This window comes from Paenibacillus sp. MT86 (assembly GCF_058792535.1).
In genome coordinates this window covers 931,494-949,552 of sequence record NZ_CM179499.1, presented here as the reverse complement: position 1 = coordinate 949,552, position 18,059 = coordinate 931,494, and the positions used below count along the sequence as shown (strand labels likewise).

Genomic DNA, 18,059 nt, shown 5'->3' with positions numbered 1-18,059 from the left:
AGGGGCCGGCAGCCGCATCCTATGTCACGAATCGAAGATTTCTGCACCTTTAGCAACATCCTTGGTCTCTGTATTCGTTCGGGGTCATTCCGTAGTGCTTCCGGAACATCTTGCTGAAATACTGCGGATTCTGGTATCCGAGCTCAGCGGTAATTTCATAAATCTTCTTGTTCGTATGCTTCAGCAGATATAACGCCCGCTCCATTCGCTTGCGGATGATATAATCGCCGAGTCCCTCTCCGGTTTCGCTCTTATAAATCTTGGATAAATATACCGGATGCAGAAATACCCGGTCCGCAATCGTCTTGACGGACAGGTCGTGACCCGAATCGGCAGTCACCATCTCCTGGACCTGCTTGATGATATGGCTCTTGCTCGTTGTCTCCTGTTCGGACGAGATATCATGAAGTTTATTCAGCATATCAAGCGACCAGGAGCGCAGCTTGGCAGCCGACTGAACCACCTGCTGAATATATAAGGGGTCCCAGCCGGCCTGGTCCAGCTGATGAATGTAATGCCCCTGCTTGTGAGCAAGATACATGTAGGCATTCGCAACCGATAAAAATATTTCATACAACGCCGTCTGCCCGATGAATGCGGTTTCAACTTCTGCAAAAACTTGTTCTATTTTGTCCCGGGCGGCATCCCACTGCCTTGTTTCCAGCATATGCAGCAGGCTGGGCGGCTTTGCAAACGCCTGGGTAACGTCCCATACAGGCTCATGCAGCCGGTCATCGTGGTCTTCGGCGAATCGGATAGCTTCATGATCTCCGTTTCCCCAGAGGTAAAGCGAGCTTAGTCCCGACCGATAAACGGATCCCAGTTCCCCCGGAAAATCAAAGGAGTCTGACACGAAAACCGAAATGCTTCCCTTTAAATAGCTGCCCACATCCTGTTGAAACTGGGTTATATACCGTTTCAATTCGAGGGAATCCGCGAATGTTTCCATATCTCCAGCGTTCGGCACTCTCTTGGGCTGAGCCAATAGAATCAAACCATGATGCGGCGTTTTACAGGACCACACATGGAGCAGCTCGGCAAATACCTCCTCGGCAATGTTGCCGATGGCATATTCCATCAGTCCCACCGAATAGTCGTCCATTCCCGTAAACCTCTGCCCTAGCTGGATCAGCAGCATGATCGTCCGCTGGTCTGTTCGGAGCGGAATTTCATATTCATGAAGCTTGTGATCAAGTGAATGACGCGGCATCTCGCGTCCCAGCAAGAGATCATGCATGAGGCTGTTTCGCAGAATGCCGAGATCCGATTTGCGGCTGTACATCAGCTGATGGTAGTGCCCAAGCTCCTTTCGCTCCTCCTGGATCGACGCCAAGGCAGAGCTCACGCTCCGCATGAATTCACCATCGTCCACCGGCTTCAAAATGTAATCGGATGCCTGCAGCCGAATCGCCTGCTTGGCATATTCAAAATCCGAATAACCCGTAAGTAAAATGCAGCGGATATGCGTCCAACGCTCGGTTATGGTCTCCATCAGCTCCAGGCCGGTCATCACCGGCATCCGAACATCCGTAACCACCACATCGATGTCCTGCTCCTCCAGCAGGTCGATCGCCTCCAGGGCGGAAGAAGCCTGATACACTTCTTCAATATCCAGCTCACGCCACGGTATCGTCTGATATAAGCTTTCCGTAACATAACTCTCGTCATCAACCAATAAGATATTCATCGACTCTTTGCCCCCTGCCCTGACTTTGATTGATTCTTCCCAAGCGTTCCGGCAATGGCCAGTAGAGTACAGCCCGTACGCCGCCTTGCGGAGATGCCGCAAACCGCAGGCCGGCTTCTTCGCCATAACGCAGCCGCATGCGCTGGTGAACATTCCAGACGCCGCAGCCCATCTCCTGATCCATCGGCCTGTTCAGCCGGGCCTCCAGCTCGGCCAGCTTCTCCCCGTTCATTCCGATTCCGTTATCATCCACTTGAATGCAGGCCAGACCGTTCACAATCCGGAAGGTTACCCTGATTTCACCGTCGCCCGAGTGAGGTTCAATGCCATGCAGCACGGCATTCTCCACCAAGGGCTGAATGACCAGCGGCGGGATCTCCATGCCTTCCGCTTCCTCCGTCAAATCAAGATGATATTGGAGACGCCTCATCCGCATCTGCTGGATTTCCAGATAATGCGTAACGAACTCCACCTCGTCCGACAAGGGAACCAGCTCCCGTTCCTGACGCGTGGTATATCGGAAATACCGGGACAAGCTGTGCGACATCGCCACGACGGCTTCGTATTTCCGAAGCTTCGCCATGCTGGTAATAAACGAGAAGCAATTGTAGAAGAAATGGGGATTGATCTGGGACTGCAGCTGCTTCAGCTTCGCTTCCCTGACATGGATCTTCTCCATGTATACATGCTCGAACAGCTCCTGAATCTGCTCCACCATCGAGTTGAATCTCGTGGCCAGAAAACTGAACTCGTTACGGCCCGCTACCTTCATCCTCACCCCGTAATCCCCGGCTTGGAGCCTTCGGAACACATAAACCAGCTGCTTGATCGGAACCTGAACCTGGGAGTACAGCAGATATGCGGCGAGGCAGCTCATCAGGAGCAATGCTGCGATCGAAATATAAAAGAGCCTGTTCGACGTATGGATCGGCTTCATAATGTCCGATAGCGGAATATAGTCTATCAAATACCATCCGGTCGTTTCCGATAATACGATGCTGACCGAATAGGTTTTGCCGCCCACTTCCTTCACGCGGTTCTCCACTTCTTCGAGCGGCTCCCGATCCAGCTCCGCCATCATATGGTTAATCAGTTCCTGGTCCGCGGTACGGTTGTAGATCACGCCCGAATCCGGTTTATAGTAGAACGGATCGCTCCTTCCGTCGCTCTTAAAGCGGTCCAGCATATCCTGGATGTTGGTGCTGTCGAATTCAACCTTGATCACGGTATTCGACTTGCCCGTATGATGCTGGGTGGAATACGGTGCCACCGAATACCAGACAAACAGGAAACGCCGGTCGCTCCCCTCGTAATAAGGAGTGACCTGCCACCCCGGCTTCACGTCCTCCGCGAGCTCCTCGGGCGAATAAAACCCGGCATCGCTTTCGGTGACCACCCGCCCGAGGGATGGGGAATAAATGGCCAGATGGCTCCGCCAGTTCGAAGAGCTCTCCTGTATGCTCAGCTTCGTCTGAATTTGCTTCACCAGATTAATCGCGTCCAGGTTCAGATACTTATCCTCCAAATATATATCCCGAAAGCTTGAGATGTCCGGGTCATGCAGGAGCAAATTCGGCCATGATGCCAAAATATCGATATTGGTATTCACCTGATTCTGAAAAAAAACAAGCTGGTTCGTATTCGATTGGCTGAGCTCCTTGCTGAGCACGTTCGTCGTGGTTTGGTTCGAATAGAAATAGAGGCCGACAATCGGAATCAACATCAGAAAAATGAACAGGACGATTTTTCGGAACAGATTAAATTTGGACATACATCGGCAGCCCCTTGGTTTATGTAGTGTGAGAAGTCATTTATAGCGAAATATGTTTATTATATCGGAGTTCGCCCTGTGCCGTGTAGGGCATAAAAGCAAGATTTCGGGCACTTTCGAAGGGATTGTTACGACATGGACGTTTGCGCAGTCCACAAAGAGCGCATCCAACAAAAAAACAGGATCACGGCCTCAAAGAGACCGGGGTCCTGTTACATTTTTATTATGAAATATATGCCTTACATGCTTCCATCGATCAATGGCTTGACGGTTGTTCCTCTCCCGCCTCAGGTTCAGGGGGCGCATTGCGGAAGGCGGCCACGATCAACATACAGATCACCGCCATCACGGCCATCACCACGAACAGGGAATTAAGGCTTCCCTCCAGTATTCCGCTCAACAGGCTGCCTGACCCTTCCGGCAGTTCGGCCATTCCATGCGGGGAGAGCAATTTGTTAATGTCGTCGCTCGTAATGCCGACCGCATCCGGCTCAGCGGCAAGCCTGCCCGCGATTCCCGCATTGACCCATAATCCGAACACCGCTACGCCCACGGTCTGACCGAACGTCCGGATGAAGGAGTTCAGCGCCGTGGAAGCTCCGCGAACCTCATAGCCGACCGAGGATTGCGCAATGATCTGAAACAAGGTGGAGATATAACCGAAGCCGACGCCATAAATGAACGTAAAGACCAGCAGCACGCCCAGCGCCGTATCCTTATGCATGAACGCCAATCCCACCGCTCCGATGATTAGAAGCACGACGCCGATCAGCGCCGTATTCCGGGAACCGGATTTAACGATCAGGCGACCGCTGATGATCGAGCCGATCAGCCATCCGATCGACATCGGGGCCAGCGTCAGTCCCGACAAGGTGGCGTTGCCGCCACGAACGCCTTGAATCCACAGCGGCAAATACGTGGTCAACCCGATGATAAGCGCACTTACCAGAATATTGGCTATCGTCGATACCGTAATATCCCGGATCTTGAACAGATGGAGCGGCAGCATCGGCTCCTTCACCCTGCTCTCCACCACCAGGAACGCAGCGAGCAGCACCACGGAACCGATCATCAGACCGAGCATGAACGGAGAATTCCAGGAATAGCTCTCCCCGCCGCCGACCGCGAGCGCAAACAGCAGCGCGGTCATTCCCACGGTAAACAGGGCCGCCCCCCCGTAATCGATCGATACTTCGCGGGCGTTGCGCTCCTCTTTGAAATAACGGAAAATCAGCCCTATCGATAACAGCCCGAACGGAACATTAAAAACAAAGATCCAGTGCCAGGACAAGTAATCCACGAAATACCCGCCAAGCAGCGGTCCGATCAGCGATGAAATTCCCCAAACGGAGCTGATCATCCCTTGAATCTTCCCTCGTTCCTCCAGATTGTAAATGTCTCCGACAATCGTGAAGGTCACCGGTATAACCGCACCGGCTCCGATCCCTTGGATTGCCCTGAAAATGATCAGCTGCGTCATGTTCTGCGACAGCCCGCACAGCAATGAGCCTACGAGAAAGATCAGCGAGCCGTATAAAAATACGGGCTTGCGTCCATATAAATCGCTTATTTTACCGAAAATCGGCGTCGTAACGGCCATCGTCAGCAGATAGGCCGTAAAAATCCAGCTCATCAGGCTTACGCTGCCGAAGCTGCTGATAATGGCCGGACCCGCCGGACCGACAACCGTTCCTTCGATCGCAGCCATAAAGGTGGATAACAGAATACCGACCAGGATATAACTGCGTTTGTCTTGTCTTAATACACCCACGTTCCTTCGTCCCCTTTACTCTAGACGGCCCCGGCATGACTCCTGTCCCTGCCGATCCTATTAGGACAAAACCGGGGCCAACAGCATAAAAGCGCCTCCCGATACCAGGAGCGCTTTCACATCATGTAACATTTCTATTATAAAGGTTACCGCGAAGGTTGCACAGACATTTTCCCGTTCCGCAGATGAATAAAGGAAGTGGCATGCCGCTTCATGAGTTCGGGATCGTGCGTGATCATCAGGACGGCCGAGCCTTCCCCGATGACATAACGGCACAGCTCGGTTACTTTATCGATGGCGGCATAGTCCATTCCCGAGGTCGGCTCGTCCAGGATATACAGCGGTCTTTCCAGCATCAATTGGCTGATGATGCTTAAGAGACGCTTCTCGCCCTGACTAAGCAAATAAGGAGACATTTGAAGACGATCCGTAAGTCCCGCCATCCCTAATAGAAACCTCGCCCGCTGCTGCTGGCCGGCCGTCAGTTCCGGACGCTTCTTCACGGACATCCCGCCATGGAGGCTGTAGATCAGCTCCTCCCAAACATTCGGGGCCGTAAACATATATTCCGGCTGCTGGAACACGTAGCCGATCGACTCGGCCCTGCGGTAGACGGCCATTCCCTTCGTATCTTCCCCTTGCCAGCGTATGCTGCCTGCCGGAGCCGGCAGCAGGCCCATGATCAGGCGGCTGAGCGTCGTTTTGCCCGATCCGTTCTCCCCCGTCAGCAGCACCCAGTCGCCGGGATCAATCTTCGCATCGATGTCGCGCAGCGCCTCCCGGCCGCCGGGATACGCAAACGTCAGCGAATCGATCCGGAGCAGCGGGGAGACGGCAGACAGCCTGGCGCCTTCTGCACGGGATTCCGCCGCAGGTACGGAATCTGCAGGAACTGGCTTGCCCGCATGGGATACCGCCGCAGGCGCGGAACCTGCGGGGACCGGCAATTCCGCATGGCGCGCTGCCGGATGCGGGGGAGTTGTTGCCGGGACAGGCTTGTCCCCGGCGGCGGCACTCGCTGCCTCGCCTGCGGGCCGAGGCAGCAAGCCCAGCTGCACCAGCTGCTCCCCGCAGCGGTGCAGCAGCTCCTCCGGCGGCCCGTCCTGCACGACGGTGCCGCCGTCCAAGACGATGACGCGCCCCGCGGCGCGCGCGACATCGTCAAAGCGGCCGGACGCGGTGATCAGCGTCCGGCCCTCCGCCTGCAGCTTATGGCACAGCTGCAGGAAGTTCGCCTGCGCCGCGGCATCCAGGCTGGCGCAGGCGTCGTCGAAGACGAAGAGCCGCGGGCGCAGCGCCAGCACCGCGGCCAAGGCCGTGCGCTGCCGCTGTCCGCCGGACAGGCTGCGCACCGGATCGGTCCGCCGGTGAAGCAGCCCGACCGCCGAAAGGGACTGCACCACCCGCTGCTCGATTTCCGCAGGCGCAACCCGCATATTTTCAGGACCGAAGGCCGCTTCGTCCTCTACGATCCCCTGAACGAGCTGGGCATCCGGATCCTGAAACAGCACCCCGACCGCATCCGCTACGTCGGCTATCGGCGCCGCTGCAGGATCCATGCCGTCCAGCAGCACTTCCCCTGTTCTTGCGCCTCCGCCGCTCCGCGGAAGAAGGCCGCATAACAGCTGGCACAGCGTCGACTTCCCGCTGCCGCTGGCACCAAGAATCGCGACCCAATCGTTCTCCGCTATGTCCAGATTCATATCGTGGATAACCGGACGTTCCTCTCCGTCATAGAGGAATCCCAGTCCCCGGCATGACACCCTTGTTCCCGACATCGGGCTATCCCTTAACGGAGACGGCGAAACGGCGAAGCAGGCCCGTCTTCACTAACGCCTCTCCCAAAACCTTGGTTAACAGGCCGCAGAGGAGAACGCCGCTCAGAATACGCACCGCCAGCGCAATGCCAAGCACTTCGATCGGCCAGGACGTATACCCGAACATGTTGGCCGCGAACAGGAACCAGAGCGGTACCATCGCCCCGCCAACCAGCATGAGAGCGCCGACGCTCCATTTTTTGTATCGGTAGATCGCGAAAATCGTCTCCGCCACGATCATGTAGCAGCCTGCGGCCACAAAACACGAAGCAATGCCGTATACCGTACCGGTCAGAGCCTGAATCGTGCCGCCGATCGCAAACGTGACAACCGCCGTTCCCGGTTTACGAATGATGTAGTAAGCCAAGAGTCCATAAACCATGTAGATTCCCGTCGTCGTCGAAGTGGCGATGGGTCCGCCCAGACTGTTCAACAGCTTGTTAACCGGCCCTATGTATACGGTGAGAACGGCATTAACGGCAGCAAGCATCGCCATCAGGATAATCTCCTGCGTCGTAAAAGCAAACCATTTTTTCTGTGATGATGAATTCAAAGGTAGTCCTCCTTCATACAAGCCGCCGTCGGCGGCTGTGCTAGCGTTCGTCAACGCTTCTTTTCATATTTTGCACACTTCCGCTCTTAGCGTCAACCCATTTTTTGTTGATTCAGGTTAACAATTCAGGCAATCCACCACACGAAAACCGTTGCCAGTACATACATAACTGCCGATGCGACCGCCCATGAAGGAATGTTAACCTCCGTGCGATAGGTTCGGTCCGGATATGCGCCAAATCCTTTGGATTCCATTGCGCCCGCCGTTTGCTGAACACGACGCAGCGCATTAAGCAGGACAGCCGAAACAAACTTCAATCCGTAGCCGATGCGGCTTCCGAGTCCCTTGGGCGGTCGATGGCCCCTTACCTGCTGGGCAGCCAGAATATGGGCACCCTCCTCCTCCAACAGCGGAATGAAGGTCAGCGCAGCGGATACGCCAAACGCAAACCGGTAAGGGATTCGAAGACGTCTGGTCAGCTCGGCAACCAGTTCTCTCGGATCCGTCGTCAAGATATACGCCATCGAGGTCAGAAACAACGTAAACATCCGGAGCGACATGGCACCCGCGGCGTTCAGAGCCTCAACCGTCAGGGCGATGGGCCCCCACTGCAGCCATACGGTGTCCCCTTGGACCGTCAAGCTGGTCAGAATGAAGTAGGGTACCGCAACGATTGCAATGAGCCGGATCCCTCCCAGCAGACGCTTGTAAGACACCCGGCCGGCGAATCGGGCTTGGCCGATGCATAACAGGAGAAACAACGCCTGCTGCCAGGCTTGGTCGAGCAGCATGGCGATTACCGCTGTACAGAACAAGATCACCAGCTTGCTCAAAGGATCATATCGATGAAGAAGCGTGCCGCCCTTCTCATATTGAATCAGCATATTCCACCAACTGCCTCTCTTATAGCGTGTTCCAATCTTTTCTCAATCGCGAAAAAACGACGGCATCGACATAACCGCCGGACGTATGGCGATAATCGCGAAGCACTCCTTCGCGCATATAACCGTGCTTCGCGAACCATCGGCATGCACGCTCATTTCTTGAATCGACGAAAGCCTCGATTCGGTTTAGTCCCATGGACGCGTACCCGAAAGCCGCAACCAGCTCGGCCGCCTCGGTCATATAGCCCTTCCCCCAATAACGGCTTGCCAGCTCACACCCAAACTCGCCCTTGAACGCGCCCTCCAGCTGCCAAATATTAAATCCGCAGCTGCCGATCAATCGGCCTGTTTCGGTGATCTCGATGCCCCAGCGAATGGCTTCGTCCTGCTCGGCAAGCCGTTGCAGCCACTCAATCAGTGCCTTTGCCTCCTCTGCTGAATCCATGACGGGCATATCCAGAAAGGCGGCTACGGCGGGATCGGACCAACAGCCCAGCATCGCTTCCGCATCCTCCCTCTCCATCCTTCGCAGCCGGATCCGCCGCCCCTTCATTCCCGGAACGATTCCTTCGCATCTGTATATGGTATTCCACCCTCTCGCAAAAAAACTGACTTGCATCGGCTGTTTCCGGTGATACTATGTGCGTGTATAAAAGAGTATAGCGAAAATCAATCCGTATCCTGGTCCCCCATCAACATCTTAGAGCTGGATGTATATATATTGATGGATTCGGGAGGCTTCCGTCAATATGCTTGTCACGGCTCCCTTGTACAGTGCGGAAGAAGGAGGAAGTCATCTGAGTATGTATATCGCGATTGTCTTGCTGTTCACCGTCGTTGTCATTGCCGCTGCCATTACGCAAATCGGATATCTGCAGATTACGCGGATGCGCGTAAAGAATGACCTCAAGCTGTTCACGGTGCTGGAAAAAGCCGGACTGTACAGCAGAGAGAAATATGAATCGCTTCAAAAGAACGAAGTGGCGATCAAGAGCTTTGACGGGTTGAAGCTGTGCGGCGCAGCCATTCTAAACAATCCCGGCTCCAAGCACTGGATGCTTCTTGCCCACGGCTATACCGGTTCGCGAGCCGTATCCACCCAATTCATTGATTTGTTTACGGAAGAGGGGTACAACGTGCTCCTGATCGATCAGCGCCGGCATGGACGAAGCGAAGGACGCTATACCACCTACGGTTATTATGAGAAACACGACGTGCAGGCATGGGTGCGCTGGATTACCTGCAAATACGGCGAGGATGTGGCGATCGGGCTTCATGGACAATCGCTGGGAGGCGGAACCGTGCTGGAGTATTTATCCATCGCTGATCCGCAGGTCAAGCTTGTCATCGCGGATTGCCCGTATTCCGATTTGACGGATTTAATGCGGCATCAGCTCACGCGCATCAACAAAATCCCCTCCGTGCCGTTCCTGTCCTGGGTGAACGCCAGAATTCGGCGTAAAGCCGGGTTCAGCCTCGATCAGGTCAGCCCGATCCGTGCTGTTCGGAACAGCACGCTTCCGGTTATGTTCATCCATGGCACCAAGGATAATTACGTGCCTACCCGAATGAGCATCGAGATGTACGAAGCCAAACCGGACCCGAAAAAACTTCTTCTTATCGAAGGCGCTATCCATGCGAACGCTTATCATGTGGATCCCGAGCAATATCGGGAAGGCGTGCACTCTTTCCTTCGTGAACATATAGATCAACCCGTCCAGGCACCGCTGCCGGAAGCTGCCCGTGCAGCGCAGCCGGAAGCAGCGCCAGCCCAAAGCACCTTCCAACTGGAGCTGGACGGATCCCTTGAGACAGTATAGGACGGCGGCTCAAAAAGCCCCCGCACTGCACGCTGGATCTGCGTGAGTCGGGGGCTTTTTTCAATTGTTATGCTGTTATCTGCCCTACGCCATGGAATCGGCCTTTTTCGGGTTCACCGGTTTAAGCACTTCATCGCAAAGCTCCTTAAGCCTGATCTGGATTTCCTTGAACTCCTCGATCCCGGCTCCCGTGAGGCTGTACCCCTCACCGTGCGCCGTCAGGAAGTTCTCCTCGGTCAAGCGTTCGAGTTCATGCTTAACCTCCCGGTCGCCGACCTTATATCCATGACGCTCCAGCTCGGGCTGCATCTCGCTGATCGTAAGGTCCCGCTCATGGGCGTGATAGAGCATATGAATACCGATAAACAAATTCTGAACGTCTGCGCGCATTCGATCTTCTCTCCCTCCACCTGATTGAATTGATACCTGTCATGTCATACATTACCCCTGCGACATGGTCAGGAATCAGCCGGATTCGCCGAAGCCCTTCTTCCCATGGCTTGTCCCTTGACGAATATCATATACTTATACTAAGGTGAATGAATCAACGAAAAATGAAGGAAGGGCGGATATCCGATGTTTCAAAACACACCCTATGAAGGCACTAGGAGCGAGCAATACGCCCAGGTCCTGAATCAGTTGAAAGCACTTATCCACGACGAGCCGAATGCCATTGCCAACTTGTCCAATGCATCTGCGCTGCTCAAGCAGTTCCTGTCCGATACGAATTGGGTCGGCTTCTATCTTTATGATGGCAAAGAGCTGGTGCTCGGGCCATTCCAAGGACTGCCCGCTTGCATCCGGATTCCGATGAATCGCGGAGTTTGCGGAACCGCTGCGGCTAAACAGCAGACACTGCTTGTAGCCGACGTCCATGAGTTCCCGGGGCACATTGCCTGCGATGCGGCTTCGAACAGCGAGATTGTGGTGCCCATGATGGTGGATGGCGCATTATATGGCGTTCTGGATATCGACAGTCCGCTAAAGAACCGTTTCGACCAAGAGGATCAAGCCTTTTTGGAGGAATTCGTCCATATATTGGAAGGCCAACTGACATTATAATTCAGGATGATTTGACGTATTTCTCCGTACACTAACCAAGGATTGAAACCACAATTCTTAGGAGGAATACACAACCATGTATCCAATGAATAACAACAACTCGCAAATTTCGCAGCAAATTCGTCAGTGCGAGCAAATTCTTCAGCAGCTGACCCAGCAAACGCAGCAGGGCTCCGCTATGTACCAGCAGCTGATGCAGCAAGAGCAGCAAAATGCGGCCCGACTCGAGGAACTCGCTCAGCGTGAGCGTCAAGCGGCGCAGATGATCCAAACGGCCCTTCAAGGCCATCAACAGGCGATGCAGCAGTATCAGCAAATCTCCCAGATCGTTAAACAAGTGGAGTATTCCGTACAAGCCCACAACCAAACACAGCATATTCAGCCTTCATACGGCCAACAAGGTTTTCCTAACACACATCAGGGCCAAGGCTTCCAATAAGCATGCTAAAAGGGGTAACCCGCAGGTTCCTAGAATCTGCGGGTTACCCCCTCTATTGCTTTATTCCTTCTCTTCGTTTACGCTGAATTCGATCTCGGCTTGTATCTTATAGCGCTTTGGCTCTTCCCCGTTCGAACCGCTCTGACTCGCGCCCTGCGACATGGAATCAATCACGAAATCCGCGGATCCGTAGACGACGTAGCGCCCGCCCGGAAAACCATCCTTCAGCGAACGGATGAAATCTTTGAATGTCTTGTCGTCCCTGCTGTCGTATCCACCGCCGATTTTGTAATATTCGCGCAGCGGCTCGCCCTTTTTCAGCTTGGTTGTAATATAGGGCTCGTTCATGGCATAACTGATGTTGTAGTCTCTTGTGAGCTCTTTCATCGGGAAATAAAAAGCGGAGGCCGCATGGCCGATCGTAATCTCATCCTCTTCGCCGATATACTCCAGCTCCCCGTATACTTGAACTTGATCTCCCTGTTCATACTCTTCTTTCTCGCTAACGAGTCGATACACGAAGTCCCCGTCGGTAATTTCCGCCTGATTTCCCCTGGCAGCTTTATTCAATGAAGGTCCAGTCGGATCTGCCCCCTGCATCTCCTGCTTCGCGCAGCCCGTTAACATCAACATCAAGATAAACCCCATATAAAGGTATCTTCTCATCTTTTTTGTTCACCTCAACCTCCAGACGGATGGATTGGGAGCAATGTTGCATAGAAATGCAAAAAAGCCGCATCCAAAACTCCTCAGATTTGCGAAGTTTTGGATGCGGCTTTTGGTTTGCTATATCCCGCAGCCTATGGCCGCAGTCTCGGACTGCATCGAATGTTATGTCTCGTAAATGTTCTTTACCCGTCCCACTTGGCCGTCCTGAAGACGTACTTTAATGCCGTGCGGATGGTTGGGCGAATTGGTCAAAATATCTTTGACCACGCCGCGGGTTAATTTGCCCGTTCTCTGGTCCTGCTTCAGTACGATATCAACCTCTAGCCCCGGTCTGATATTGGAACGCTGCCCACCGTTCATCATCGTCCCTCCTGTTTCCTGTCTTCATGCTGTTGTCCCGTTCCTACTGTCCACCTTACTGAAATCGAGAGCGAAATGCAAATCGCATAACACAAAGGACTGCCCGTCAAAGATCGTTCAGATCTCCCAACCGGACAGTCCTTCTGTTTTTATTCTAACCATGGATGAATCTTATCCATGGAACGATGTTTTATAGTACGCTTCCGCCGTGCATGAAGCGGTGTTTCCAAGAATCGCCGAAGTTACCTACGAGGACGCCGCCCGATTGTTTCGAGTACGTATGCAGCAGCTTGTTGTCTCCCAGATAGATCGCTACGTGCGTAATCCGCTGTTTGGACTTGTCCAATCCGGCATAAGCGGATGCCGATGAACCTCGGTAACTCATGAAGAATACCAGATCCCCGCGCTTTAATTGATTGACGTTGTATACAGCCGTTCCTTTATCTTTGACGTACTGCCCTTGCTTCCGGGAATCGCTTGGCAGCGTAATGTTAGCACCGTCCATGAATGCGCGGCGGACAAATGCCGAGCAGTCAAAGGTGCTCGTTGAATTGCGGTTAGAACCGAATTCGTACGGCGTGCCCAGATACTTCATGCCAGCACTGATTACTTTTTCAACGCTTGCGCTCGCAGAAGGCGCCGTGCTTCCCGAATTGCCGGAAGTGTTAGAAGATCCGCTGCTTTGGTTAATATATTTAGACGAAGCATATCCTTGCTTGCCGTCCGAAGTTTTGATCTTATACCAGCTTGAGCTCTTGCCCAGAATTTGAACGCGCTCACCCTTATGCACGCGGTCAACGACTTTACCCGAAGTCGAAGGCTTATTGCGCATGTACACATTCGAGCTTGCTACACCTTTGGTTACAGACTGCACGCTGGCAGCAGACACTTCATTCACAGACCCATATCCGTAAGAACCAAGAACCGCTGCTGATAACAGCGCTCCGGCCATCAATTGTTTAAATCTTTTTTTCGAGAAAATAACGATCTCCCCCATCTCGTTTGATTGTGGAATGACGAAAATGTCATTTTCGTGATCCCGCAATCATTATAGACAGGCTGTGTCTCGGGACGCATGCTACCATCCTCACAAAAACACATGCCAACTATTGGTAAAGAGGAGGACTTTAGTCTCTTATTATACTTGAATTTAGTATAAATAGATTATTATAGCAAAAAAACATGCCAAAATAACCCAACCGGTCCGGCCTAAAGAAGTCCGGATTTCTTTGTTGGGTCTTTCTGCTTACCATATATATGTGTTTTTCCTTGCAATTGCTGCATGAAAGATGACCTTTGGTTCCCTGCCACGCTTTTTAAAAAAAGCCTGTACAGACGGATACCCCATCTGACAGACTCTAGTTTATCGTACCTTCTAAATTTCATTCCACTACAATATTGTAAACTTTTGACCCTATGGCCGCTTGGAATAGAGCGGATATCCAGGGTTTTCCGGTACGTCAATCAGGATGACCCTGACATTCTCTTGCGCCTTAAGGCTTATCGTCTCACCGAGCACCGTATCGATTACCATAAAGTCCCGATGTTGAAACAGGAGGCTATCCTCTTCCGTGCTAAAGCTGCCGGCTCCCCTTACGGCAAGCGCAGCCGCACGCCTGCCGGTTTTCAGTTCATATCGTGCTTCGTGCCCGGCCAGAATTTGAATATCCAGCATCCTCACGTCCACGGACAGATCGGTTGGCGCGGAACCGCCGATCATCGTTTTGACCAATCCCCCCTGGATACGGGTTACCGGATAGGAGTCCGGACGATACTGACGACAGGCAGGGTTTTGCTTCAATGAATCGCGAAGATACGGCTCAAACCAAATTTGGAATCCTTCTGCATCCGGCCCGGTCAGAAGTTCCTCATGCGTAAGTCCGGAACCGGCCCTCATCAATTGCAGGCCTCCTGGCCCTATTATGCTGTGCGTACCATGCGAATCCTCATGGTCGCACTTTCCCTGAATCATATAAGTCACGATTTCAAAACCCTGATGGGGATGAGGCGCGATATAGCCTTCGACGGGCGAACGAAACCAGGACCAATAGAAAAGCGGCCCTACCCGGGTCACGGCTGACCCTTCTCCGGAGAAACCGATCGGCTTCAACTCCGTTATCCTTCCTCCATCGAGTGAGCCCTTGCCCTGATTCTCGGGTGGATATACATTTCCTATCATGTCCAGTCTCCTCCTTTCACCCATCCATGATGGATCTTGAACAGGTGCTGCATTGATTATCTTGGCTTTAAGATAGTATCAACGATAACCGAACAGATATCAACATCCTTAAATTCCTTGATTTGAGAATGCATATTTGCGAATCATTTTTCAGTTTATTTTCAGTTCGCGTTCAGATTTCATTCAGCTACGGCACGTATGATAAAGTTGAAGGAATGAAAGAAGAGGAGTTTTGTGTCATGGGATCCATGCATCGTATTCGCGTTTTGCTTGTGGATGACGAGCCGCACATACTGCAATTTCTGGAGCTTGGTCTCCAAAATGAAGGGTTTGAGGTGCGCACGGCCTCCGATGGGGAATGTGCGTTAAGGGAAGCAGCCAGCTTCGAGCCGCATGTCATCGTTCTGGATGTGATGATGCCGGGAATGGACGGTCTTGCGGTGTGCAGACGCTTGAAGGAGGAAGGCAGGGATGTTGCGGTCATTATGCTTACCGCGAAGGATGAGATCGATGACCGTGTAACGGGCCTTATGACCGGAGCGGACGACTACATGGCCAAACCCTTCAGTTTCGAAGAGCTGCTGGCCCGCATCCAAGCTCGGCTCCGCAATCAGTTCCCGAGCCTGCTGGGCGAAATCCGGCTTGGGCCATTCACCATCGATGACCGCAAGAAAGAAATTTCATACCTGGGGGAAGCCTTGGAGCTTTCCCCTACGGAATATAAATTGCTCAAACTGCTTGTGACCAAACACGGCAGCGTTCTGAGCAAATCGAACATATTGAATATTGTGTGGGATTATGATTTTGGGGGAGAGGATAACATCGTGGAGGTCTATATCCGATCCCTGCGAGAGAAGCTCGGAGACAAGGAGCATCGGGTCATCCGCACGCTTCGCGGAGCCGGCTACCGGGTGGATTTGCCATGAGTTTCCGAAACCGCATACGCGCATCTCGGCCAACGTCTCTGCGCACGCAGCTCCTGTCGCGTTCCCTTCTCGTCTTGGCGCTTCTGCTCGTGCTGATCGGGGCGCTGCAATATGTACTGATGAAAAACGCCCTGTTCCGCAATCAGGCCGAGGCGCTTTCGCTTCAGGTCCGTTCTATCCCCGTGGAGATGTGGGAGCCTGATCGCGTGCAACATAACCGGCCTTCTGTTCCGAATAACGACGCCCATGCGGGCACGCCCCGCCAGGAGAATAGACCTTTGCTCTTTCTGCCGAATATGTCGCTTGCCAAGATCGCAACGAACGGAAGCTACACCGACCTGGCCAGTGACAACGGTCTGTCCGCTCCGCAGCTGGCAGCAGAGGCTTATACCTCGATTCTGGAGCAATTCAAAGAGCGTCGGCCCGTTCCGTACGAAGTGACTGACGATGCCCAAGGCACCGAGCAGATCGTTGTCTTTCGCCCTTACGGCAGCCCTAACAGCCCTTCCGGTATACTGCAGCTTGGAATGGATACGCAGCCGCTCCATGCCGTTCTGCTGCGGCAGCTGCTGATATTTGCCGTGCTGGCTTTGCTTGCCATGGCTGGCGGGATCGCATTGTACCTGCCATTGCTGCGCAGGACGCTTAACCCGCTGAGCCGAATGGTCGAAACAGTGGAACGAACGGATGCCGGAAACTTGGCGGAGCGATTTCCGGCCATGCAGGGTCAGCAGGAGATTGACCGTTTGGCCCAATCGTTTAACGGCATGCTGAAAAGGCTTGAGGGAGCGTTTGAAGCGGAACGCGAGGCGAAAGAGCAGATGCGGAGGTTTATTGCCGATGCTTCCCATGAGCTGCGCACGCCGCTTACTTCGATTCACGGCTTTCTGGAGGTGCTTGGCCGCGGCGCCGCCGACAACAAGGAGCAGCTCCATGCAGCACTGTCCAGCATGCACGGCGAATCGAAGCGCATGAAGAAATTGGTCGAGGATTTGCTTCTGTTGGCCAAACTTGACCGTAAGCCGGAGCTTCATCTGCAGGATACCCGGCTGGATCGGCTGCTGCTTGAGATGGAGCCTCATCTCAGGATGCTCGCTCAAGGCAGAAACGTAACGATTCAAGCGGCAGCCGTGCTGTGCCGGTGTGACTCCGACAAGATCAAGCAGGTCATCTACAACCTGTTTCATAATGCGGTACAGCATACCGATTCCGACACAGGGCGGATTACCGTTGCGGTGGATAAAACCAAGGACCATGCCGTACTGCTGGTCAGCGACAATGGAGCCGGGATTTCGAAGGAGCATCTGCCCCATCTGTTCGAGCGGTTCTACCGCATCGATGAATCCCGGACCCGGCAGCACGGCGGTGCAGGTCTTGGACTGTCCATCACCCAGTCCATCATGAACGCGCATGGCGGCCAAATGAGCGTGGACAGCACGGTTAACCAAGGAACAGTTTTTCGTGCGGAGTGGCCGGGCATCATTCCTTAGCCTGAAATACTCCTTCATGCACCAGTTCATTCAAGGATCGTCGGTCCGTAGGGACCTCCCGTTCCTGCAGCGTCTCCGGCAGCGCCGATTTATCCCCGTGGTATCCAAGCGTTATGACCGCATGCAGATCATATTCTTCCGGAATATGCAGGGCTTCGCGGGCAAGCTCATGGTCGAAGCCGCCAATCGCGCGGGTATTCAGCCCAAGCAAAGCAGCCTGCGAAGCGATTGTTCCCCAAGCAGCCCCCGCATCAAACGCGTGGCTGCCGCTCGGTTCCCCATTGGCATTCAGCGTGTAGGAAACGAGGAGGACAAGCGCCGGCGCGCGATCGCTCCACACGCGGTTTCCGGGACGGATAAAAGACCGGAATCGCTCCCGCTCCTCCTCTGTTCGGGCAACGATAAACCGCCACGGCTGCCCGTTGCCCGAGGAGGGTGCCCACCGGGCCGCCTCCAAGACGGTATACAGCACATCCTCTTCGACCGGACGGGAGTCAAAGGCCCTCGAAGACCATCGATTCACAAAGTGGGCATGCACCGGATATTCGGGACGGCGCGTTTGTTCCGCCACCGTCTTCTTCGACAGGGCTGATACGATTACGGTTGGATCAGGTCTGGTCATACGATCATC

General features: G+C 53.7%; 18 protein-coding genes. 5 read left to right on the top strand and 13 right to left on the bottom strand.

Features of this window, described 5'->3' with window-relative positions:
• Window positions 1-49 precede the first annotated feature (49 nt).
• From AC3RCL_RS04100 to AC3RCL_RS04070, 7 genes are all read right to left on the bottom strand, one after another.
• Complete coding sequence (locus AC3RCL_RS04100) at window positions 50-1,687, bottom strand: response regulator (protein ID WP_492534619.1); 1,638 nt, start codon at window positions 1,685-1,687, stop codon at window positions 50-52.
• The gene (locus AC3RCL_RS04095; RefSeq protein ID WP_492534618.1) at window positions 1,668-3,458 is read right to left on the bottom strand and encodes a sensor histidine kinase; all 1,791 of its coding nucleotides are present in this window, start codon (window positions 3,456-3,458) and stop codon (window positions 1,668-1,670) included. Before AC3RCL_RS04095 ends, AC3RCL_RS04100 begins: the two co-directional genes overlap by 20 nt.
• A 256-nt stretch (window positions 3,459-3,714) precedes the next feature.
• The gene (locus AC3RCL_RS04090) at window positions 3,715-5,229 is read right to left on the bottom strand and encodes an MDR family MFS transporter (protein ID WP_492534617.1); all 1,515 of its coding nucleotides are present in this window, start codon (window positions 5,227-5,229) and stop codon (window positions 3,715-3,717) included.
• A 146-nt stretch (window positions 5,230-5,375) separates the two neighbouring features.
• Window positions 5,376-7,007, bottom strand: coding sequence for an ABC transporter ATP-binding protein (locus AC3RCL_RS04085; protein WP_492534616.1), 1,632 nt, complete (start codon window positions 7,005-7,007; stop codon window positions 5,376-5,378).
• Between the two features lie 4 nt (window positions 7,008-7,011).
• A complete protein-coding gene (locus AC3RCL_RS04080; protein ID WP_492534615.1) occupies window positions 7,012-7,599 on the bottom strand; it encodes an ECF transporter S component in 588 nt (195 codons plus the stop codon).
• Window positions 7,600-7,724: 125 nt separating this feature from the next.
• Complete coding sequence (locus AC3RCL_RS04075) at window positions 7,725-8,483, bottom strand: energy-coupling factor transporter transmembrane component T family protein (RefSeq protein WP_492534614.1); 759 nt, start codon at window positions 8,481-8,483, stop codon at window positions 7,725-7,727.
• A 19-nt stretch (window positions 8,484-8,502) separates the two neighbouring features.
• Window positions 8,503-9,036, bottom strand: a complete 534-nt coding sequence (locus AC3RCL_RS04070; protein ID WP_492534613.1) for a GNAT family N-acetyltransferase — start codon at window positions 9,034-9,036, stop codon at window positions 8,503-8,505.
• A gap of 196 nt (window positions 9,037-9,232) precedes the next feature.
• Between AC3RCL_RS04070 and AC3RCL_RS04065 the strand changes: the two genes are divergently transcribed.
• Window positions 9,233-10,303 (top strand): alpha/beta hydrolase, encoded by a 1,071-nt coding sequence (locus AC3RCL_RS04065; RefSeq protein WP_492534612.1) that lies wholly within the window; start codon window positions 9,233-9,235, stop codon window positions 10,301-10,303.
• Between the two features lie 84 nt (window positions 10,304-10,387).
• Here AC3RCL_RS04065 and AC3RCL_RS04060 read toward each other — a convergent pair whose 3' ends face one another.
• Complete coding sequence (locus AC3RCL_RS04060) at window positions 10,388-10,693, bottom strand: hypothetical protein (protein ID WP_009594879.1); 306 nt, start codon at window positions 10,691-10,693, stop codon at window positions 10,388-10,390.
• Window positions 10,694-10,879: 186 nt separating this feature from the next.
• Between AC3RCL_RS04060 and AC3RCL_RS04055 the strand changes: the two genes are divergently transcribed.
• Together AC3RCL_RS04055 and AC3RCL_RS04050 are read left to right on the top strand one after the other, a co-directional pair.
• On the top strand, window positions 10,880-11,365 hold the full coding sequence (locus AC3RCL_RS04055) for a GAF domain-containing protein (RefSeq protein WP_009594877.1): 486 nt from the start codon (window positions 10,880-10,882) through the stop codon (window positions 11,363-11,365).
• A 76-nt stretch (window positions 11,366-11,441) separates the two neighbouring features.
• Window positions 11,442-11,804, top strand: a complete 363-nt coding sequence (locus tag AC3RCL_RS04050) for a hypothetical protein (RefSeq protein WP_012818992.1) — start codon at window positions 11,442-11,444, stop codon at window positions 11,802-11,804.
• 60 nt (window positions 11,805-11,864) lie between these two features.
• Here the strand turns inward: AC3RCL_RS04050 and AC3RCL_RS04045 are convergent, their stop codons facing one another.
• The 4 genes from AC3RCL_RS04045 to AC3RCL_RS04030 form a co-directional block, all read right to left on the bottom strand.
• Complete coding sequence (locus tag AC3RCL_RS04045) at window positions 11,865-12,437, bottom strand: hypothetical protein (protein ID WP_249732845.1); 573 nt, start codon at window positions 12,435-12,437, stop codon at window positions 11,865-11,867.
• Between the two features lie 198 nt (window positions 12,438-12,635).
• Window positions 12,636-12,833, bottom strand: a complete 198-nt coding sequence (locus tag AC3RCL_RS04040; RefSeq protein WP_096777034.1) for a YwbE family protein — start codon at window positions 12,831-12,833, stop codon at window positions 12,636-12,638.
• A gap of 190 nt (window positions 12,834-13,023) precedes the next feature.
• The gene (locus AC3RCL_RS04035; RefSeq protein ID WP_012818990.1) at window positions 13,024-13,830 is read right to left on the bottom strand and encodes a C40 family peptidase; all 807 of its coding nucleotides are present in this window, start codon (window positions 13,828-13,830) and stop codon (window positions 13,024-13,026) included.
• A 417-nt stretch (window positions 13,831-14,247) separates the two neighbouring features.
• Entirely contained in the window at window positions 14,248-15,012 is a 765-nt protein-coding gene (locus AC3RCL_RS04030) for a pirin family protein (protein ID WP_096777035.1), read from the bottom strand.
• 239 nt (window positions 15,013-15,251) lie between these two features.
• On the opposite strand from AC3RCL_RS04030, the gene AC3RCL_RS04025 reads away from it, so the two are divergent.
• Complete coding sequence (locus AC3RCL_RS04025; protein WP_036664469.1) at window positions 15,252-15,938, top strand: response regulator transcription factor; 687 nt, start codon at window positions 15,252-15,254, stop codon at window positions 15,936-15,938.
• Window positions 15,935-17,428 (top strand): sensor histidine kinase, encoded by a 1,494-nt coding sequence (locus AC3RCL_RS04020; RefSeq protein ID WP_492534611.1) that lies wholly within the window; start codon window positions 15,935-15,937, stop codon window positions 17,426-17,428. The genes AC3RCL_RS04025 and AC3RCL_RS04020 overlap by 4 nt, the downstream gene beginning before the upstream one ends.
• On the opposite strand, the gene AC3RCL_RS04015 is transcribed toward AC3RCL_RS04020, so the two are convergent.
• Complete coding sequence (locus tag AC3RCL_RS04015; protein WP_213580191.1) at window positions 17,418-18,050, bottom strand: nitroreductase family protein; 633 nt, start codon at window positions 18,048-18,050, stop codon at window positions 17,418-17,420. The two genes, AC3RCL_RS04020 and AC3RCL_RS04015, sit on opposite strands and share 11 nt — an antisense overlap.
• Between the last annotated feature and the right edge of the window lie 9 nt (window positions 18,051-18,059).

Excerpts from the sequence above, each read along its gene's own strand:
- AC3RCL_RS04100 (WP_492534619.1), bottom strand. The coding sequence starts at position 1,687 with ATGAATATCTTATTGGTTGATGACGAGAGTTATGTTACGGAAAGCTTA.
- AC3RCL_RS04035 (WP_012818990.1), bottom strand. The coding sequence starts at position 13,830 with ATGGGGGAGATCGTTATTTTCTCGAAAAAAAGATTTAAACAATTGATG.
- AC3RCL_RS04015 (WP_213580191.1), bottom strand. The coding sequence starts at position 18,050 with ATGACCAGACCTGATCCAACCGTAATCGTATCAGCCCTGTCGAAGAAG.
- AC3RCL_RS04030 (WP_096777035.1), bottom strand. The coding sequence starts at position 15,012 with ATGATAGGAAATGTATATCCACCCGAGAATCAGGGCAAGGGCTCACTC.
- AC3RCL_RS04060 (WP_009594879.1), bottom strand. The coding sequence starts at position 10,693 with ATGCGCGCAGACGTTCAGAATTTGTTTATCGGTATTCATATGCTCTAT.
- AC3RCL_RS04085 (WP_492534616.1), bottom strand. The coding sequence starts at position 7,007 with ATGTCGGGAACAAGGGTGTCATGCCGGGGACTGGGATTCCTCTATGAC.
- AC3RCL_RS04045 (WP_249732845.1), bottom strand. The coding sequence starts at position 12,437 with ATGTTGATGTTAACGGGCTGCGCGAAGCAGGAGATGCAGGGGGCAGAT.
- AC3RCL_RS04070 (WP_492534613.1), bottom strand. The coding sequence starts at position 9,036 with ATGAAGGGGCGGCGGATCCGGCTGCGAAGGATGGAGAGGGAGGATGCG.
- AC3RCL_RS04020 (WP_492534611.1), top strand. The coding sequence starts at position 15,935 with ATGAGTTTCCGAAACCGCATACGCGCATCTCGGCCAACGTCTCTGCGC.
- AC3RCL_RS04025 (WP_036664469.1), top strand. The coding sequence starts at position 15,252 with ATGGGATCCATGCATCGTATTCGCGTTTTGCTTGTGGATGACGAGCCG.
- AC3RCL_RS04095 (WP_492534618.1), bottom strand. The coding sequence starts at position 3,458 with ATGTCCAAATTTAATCTGTTCCGAAAAATCGTCCTGTTCATTTTTCTG.
- AC3RCL_RS04065 (WP_492534612.1), top strand. The coding sequence starts at position 9,233 with ATGCTTGTCACGGCTCCCTTGTACAGTGCGGAAGAAGGAGGAAGTCAT.
- AC3RCL_RS04055 (WP_009594877.1), top strand. The coding sequence starts at position 10,880 with ATGTTTCAAAACACACCCTATGAAGGCACTAGGAGCGAGCAATACGCC.
- AC3RCL_RS04075 (WP_492534614.1), bottom strand. The coding sequence starts at position 8,483 with ATGCTGATTCAATATGAGAAGGGCGGCACGCTTCTTCATCGATATGAT.
- AC3RCL_RS04040 (WP_096777034.1), bottom strand. The coding sequence starts at position 12,833 with ATGAACGGTGGGCAGCGTTCCAATATCAGACCGGGGCTAGAGGTTGAT.
- AC3RCL_RS04050 (WP_012818992.1), top strand. The coding sequence starts at position 11,442 with ATGTATCCAATGAATAACAACAACTCGCAAATTTCGCAGCAAATTCGT.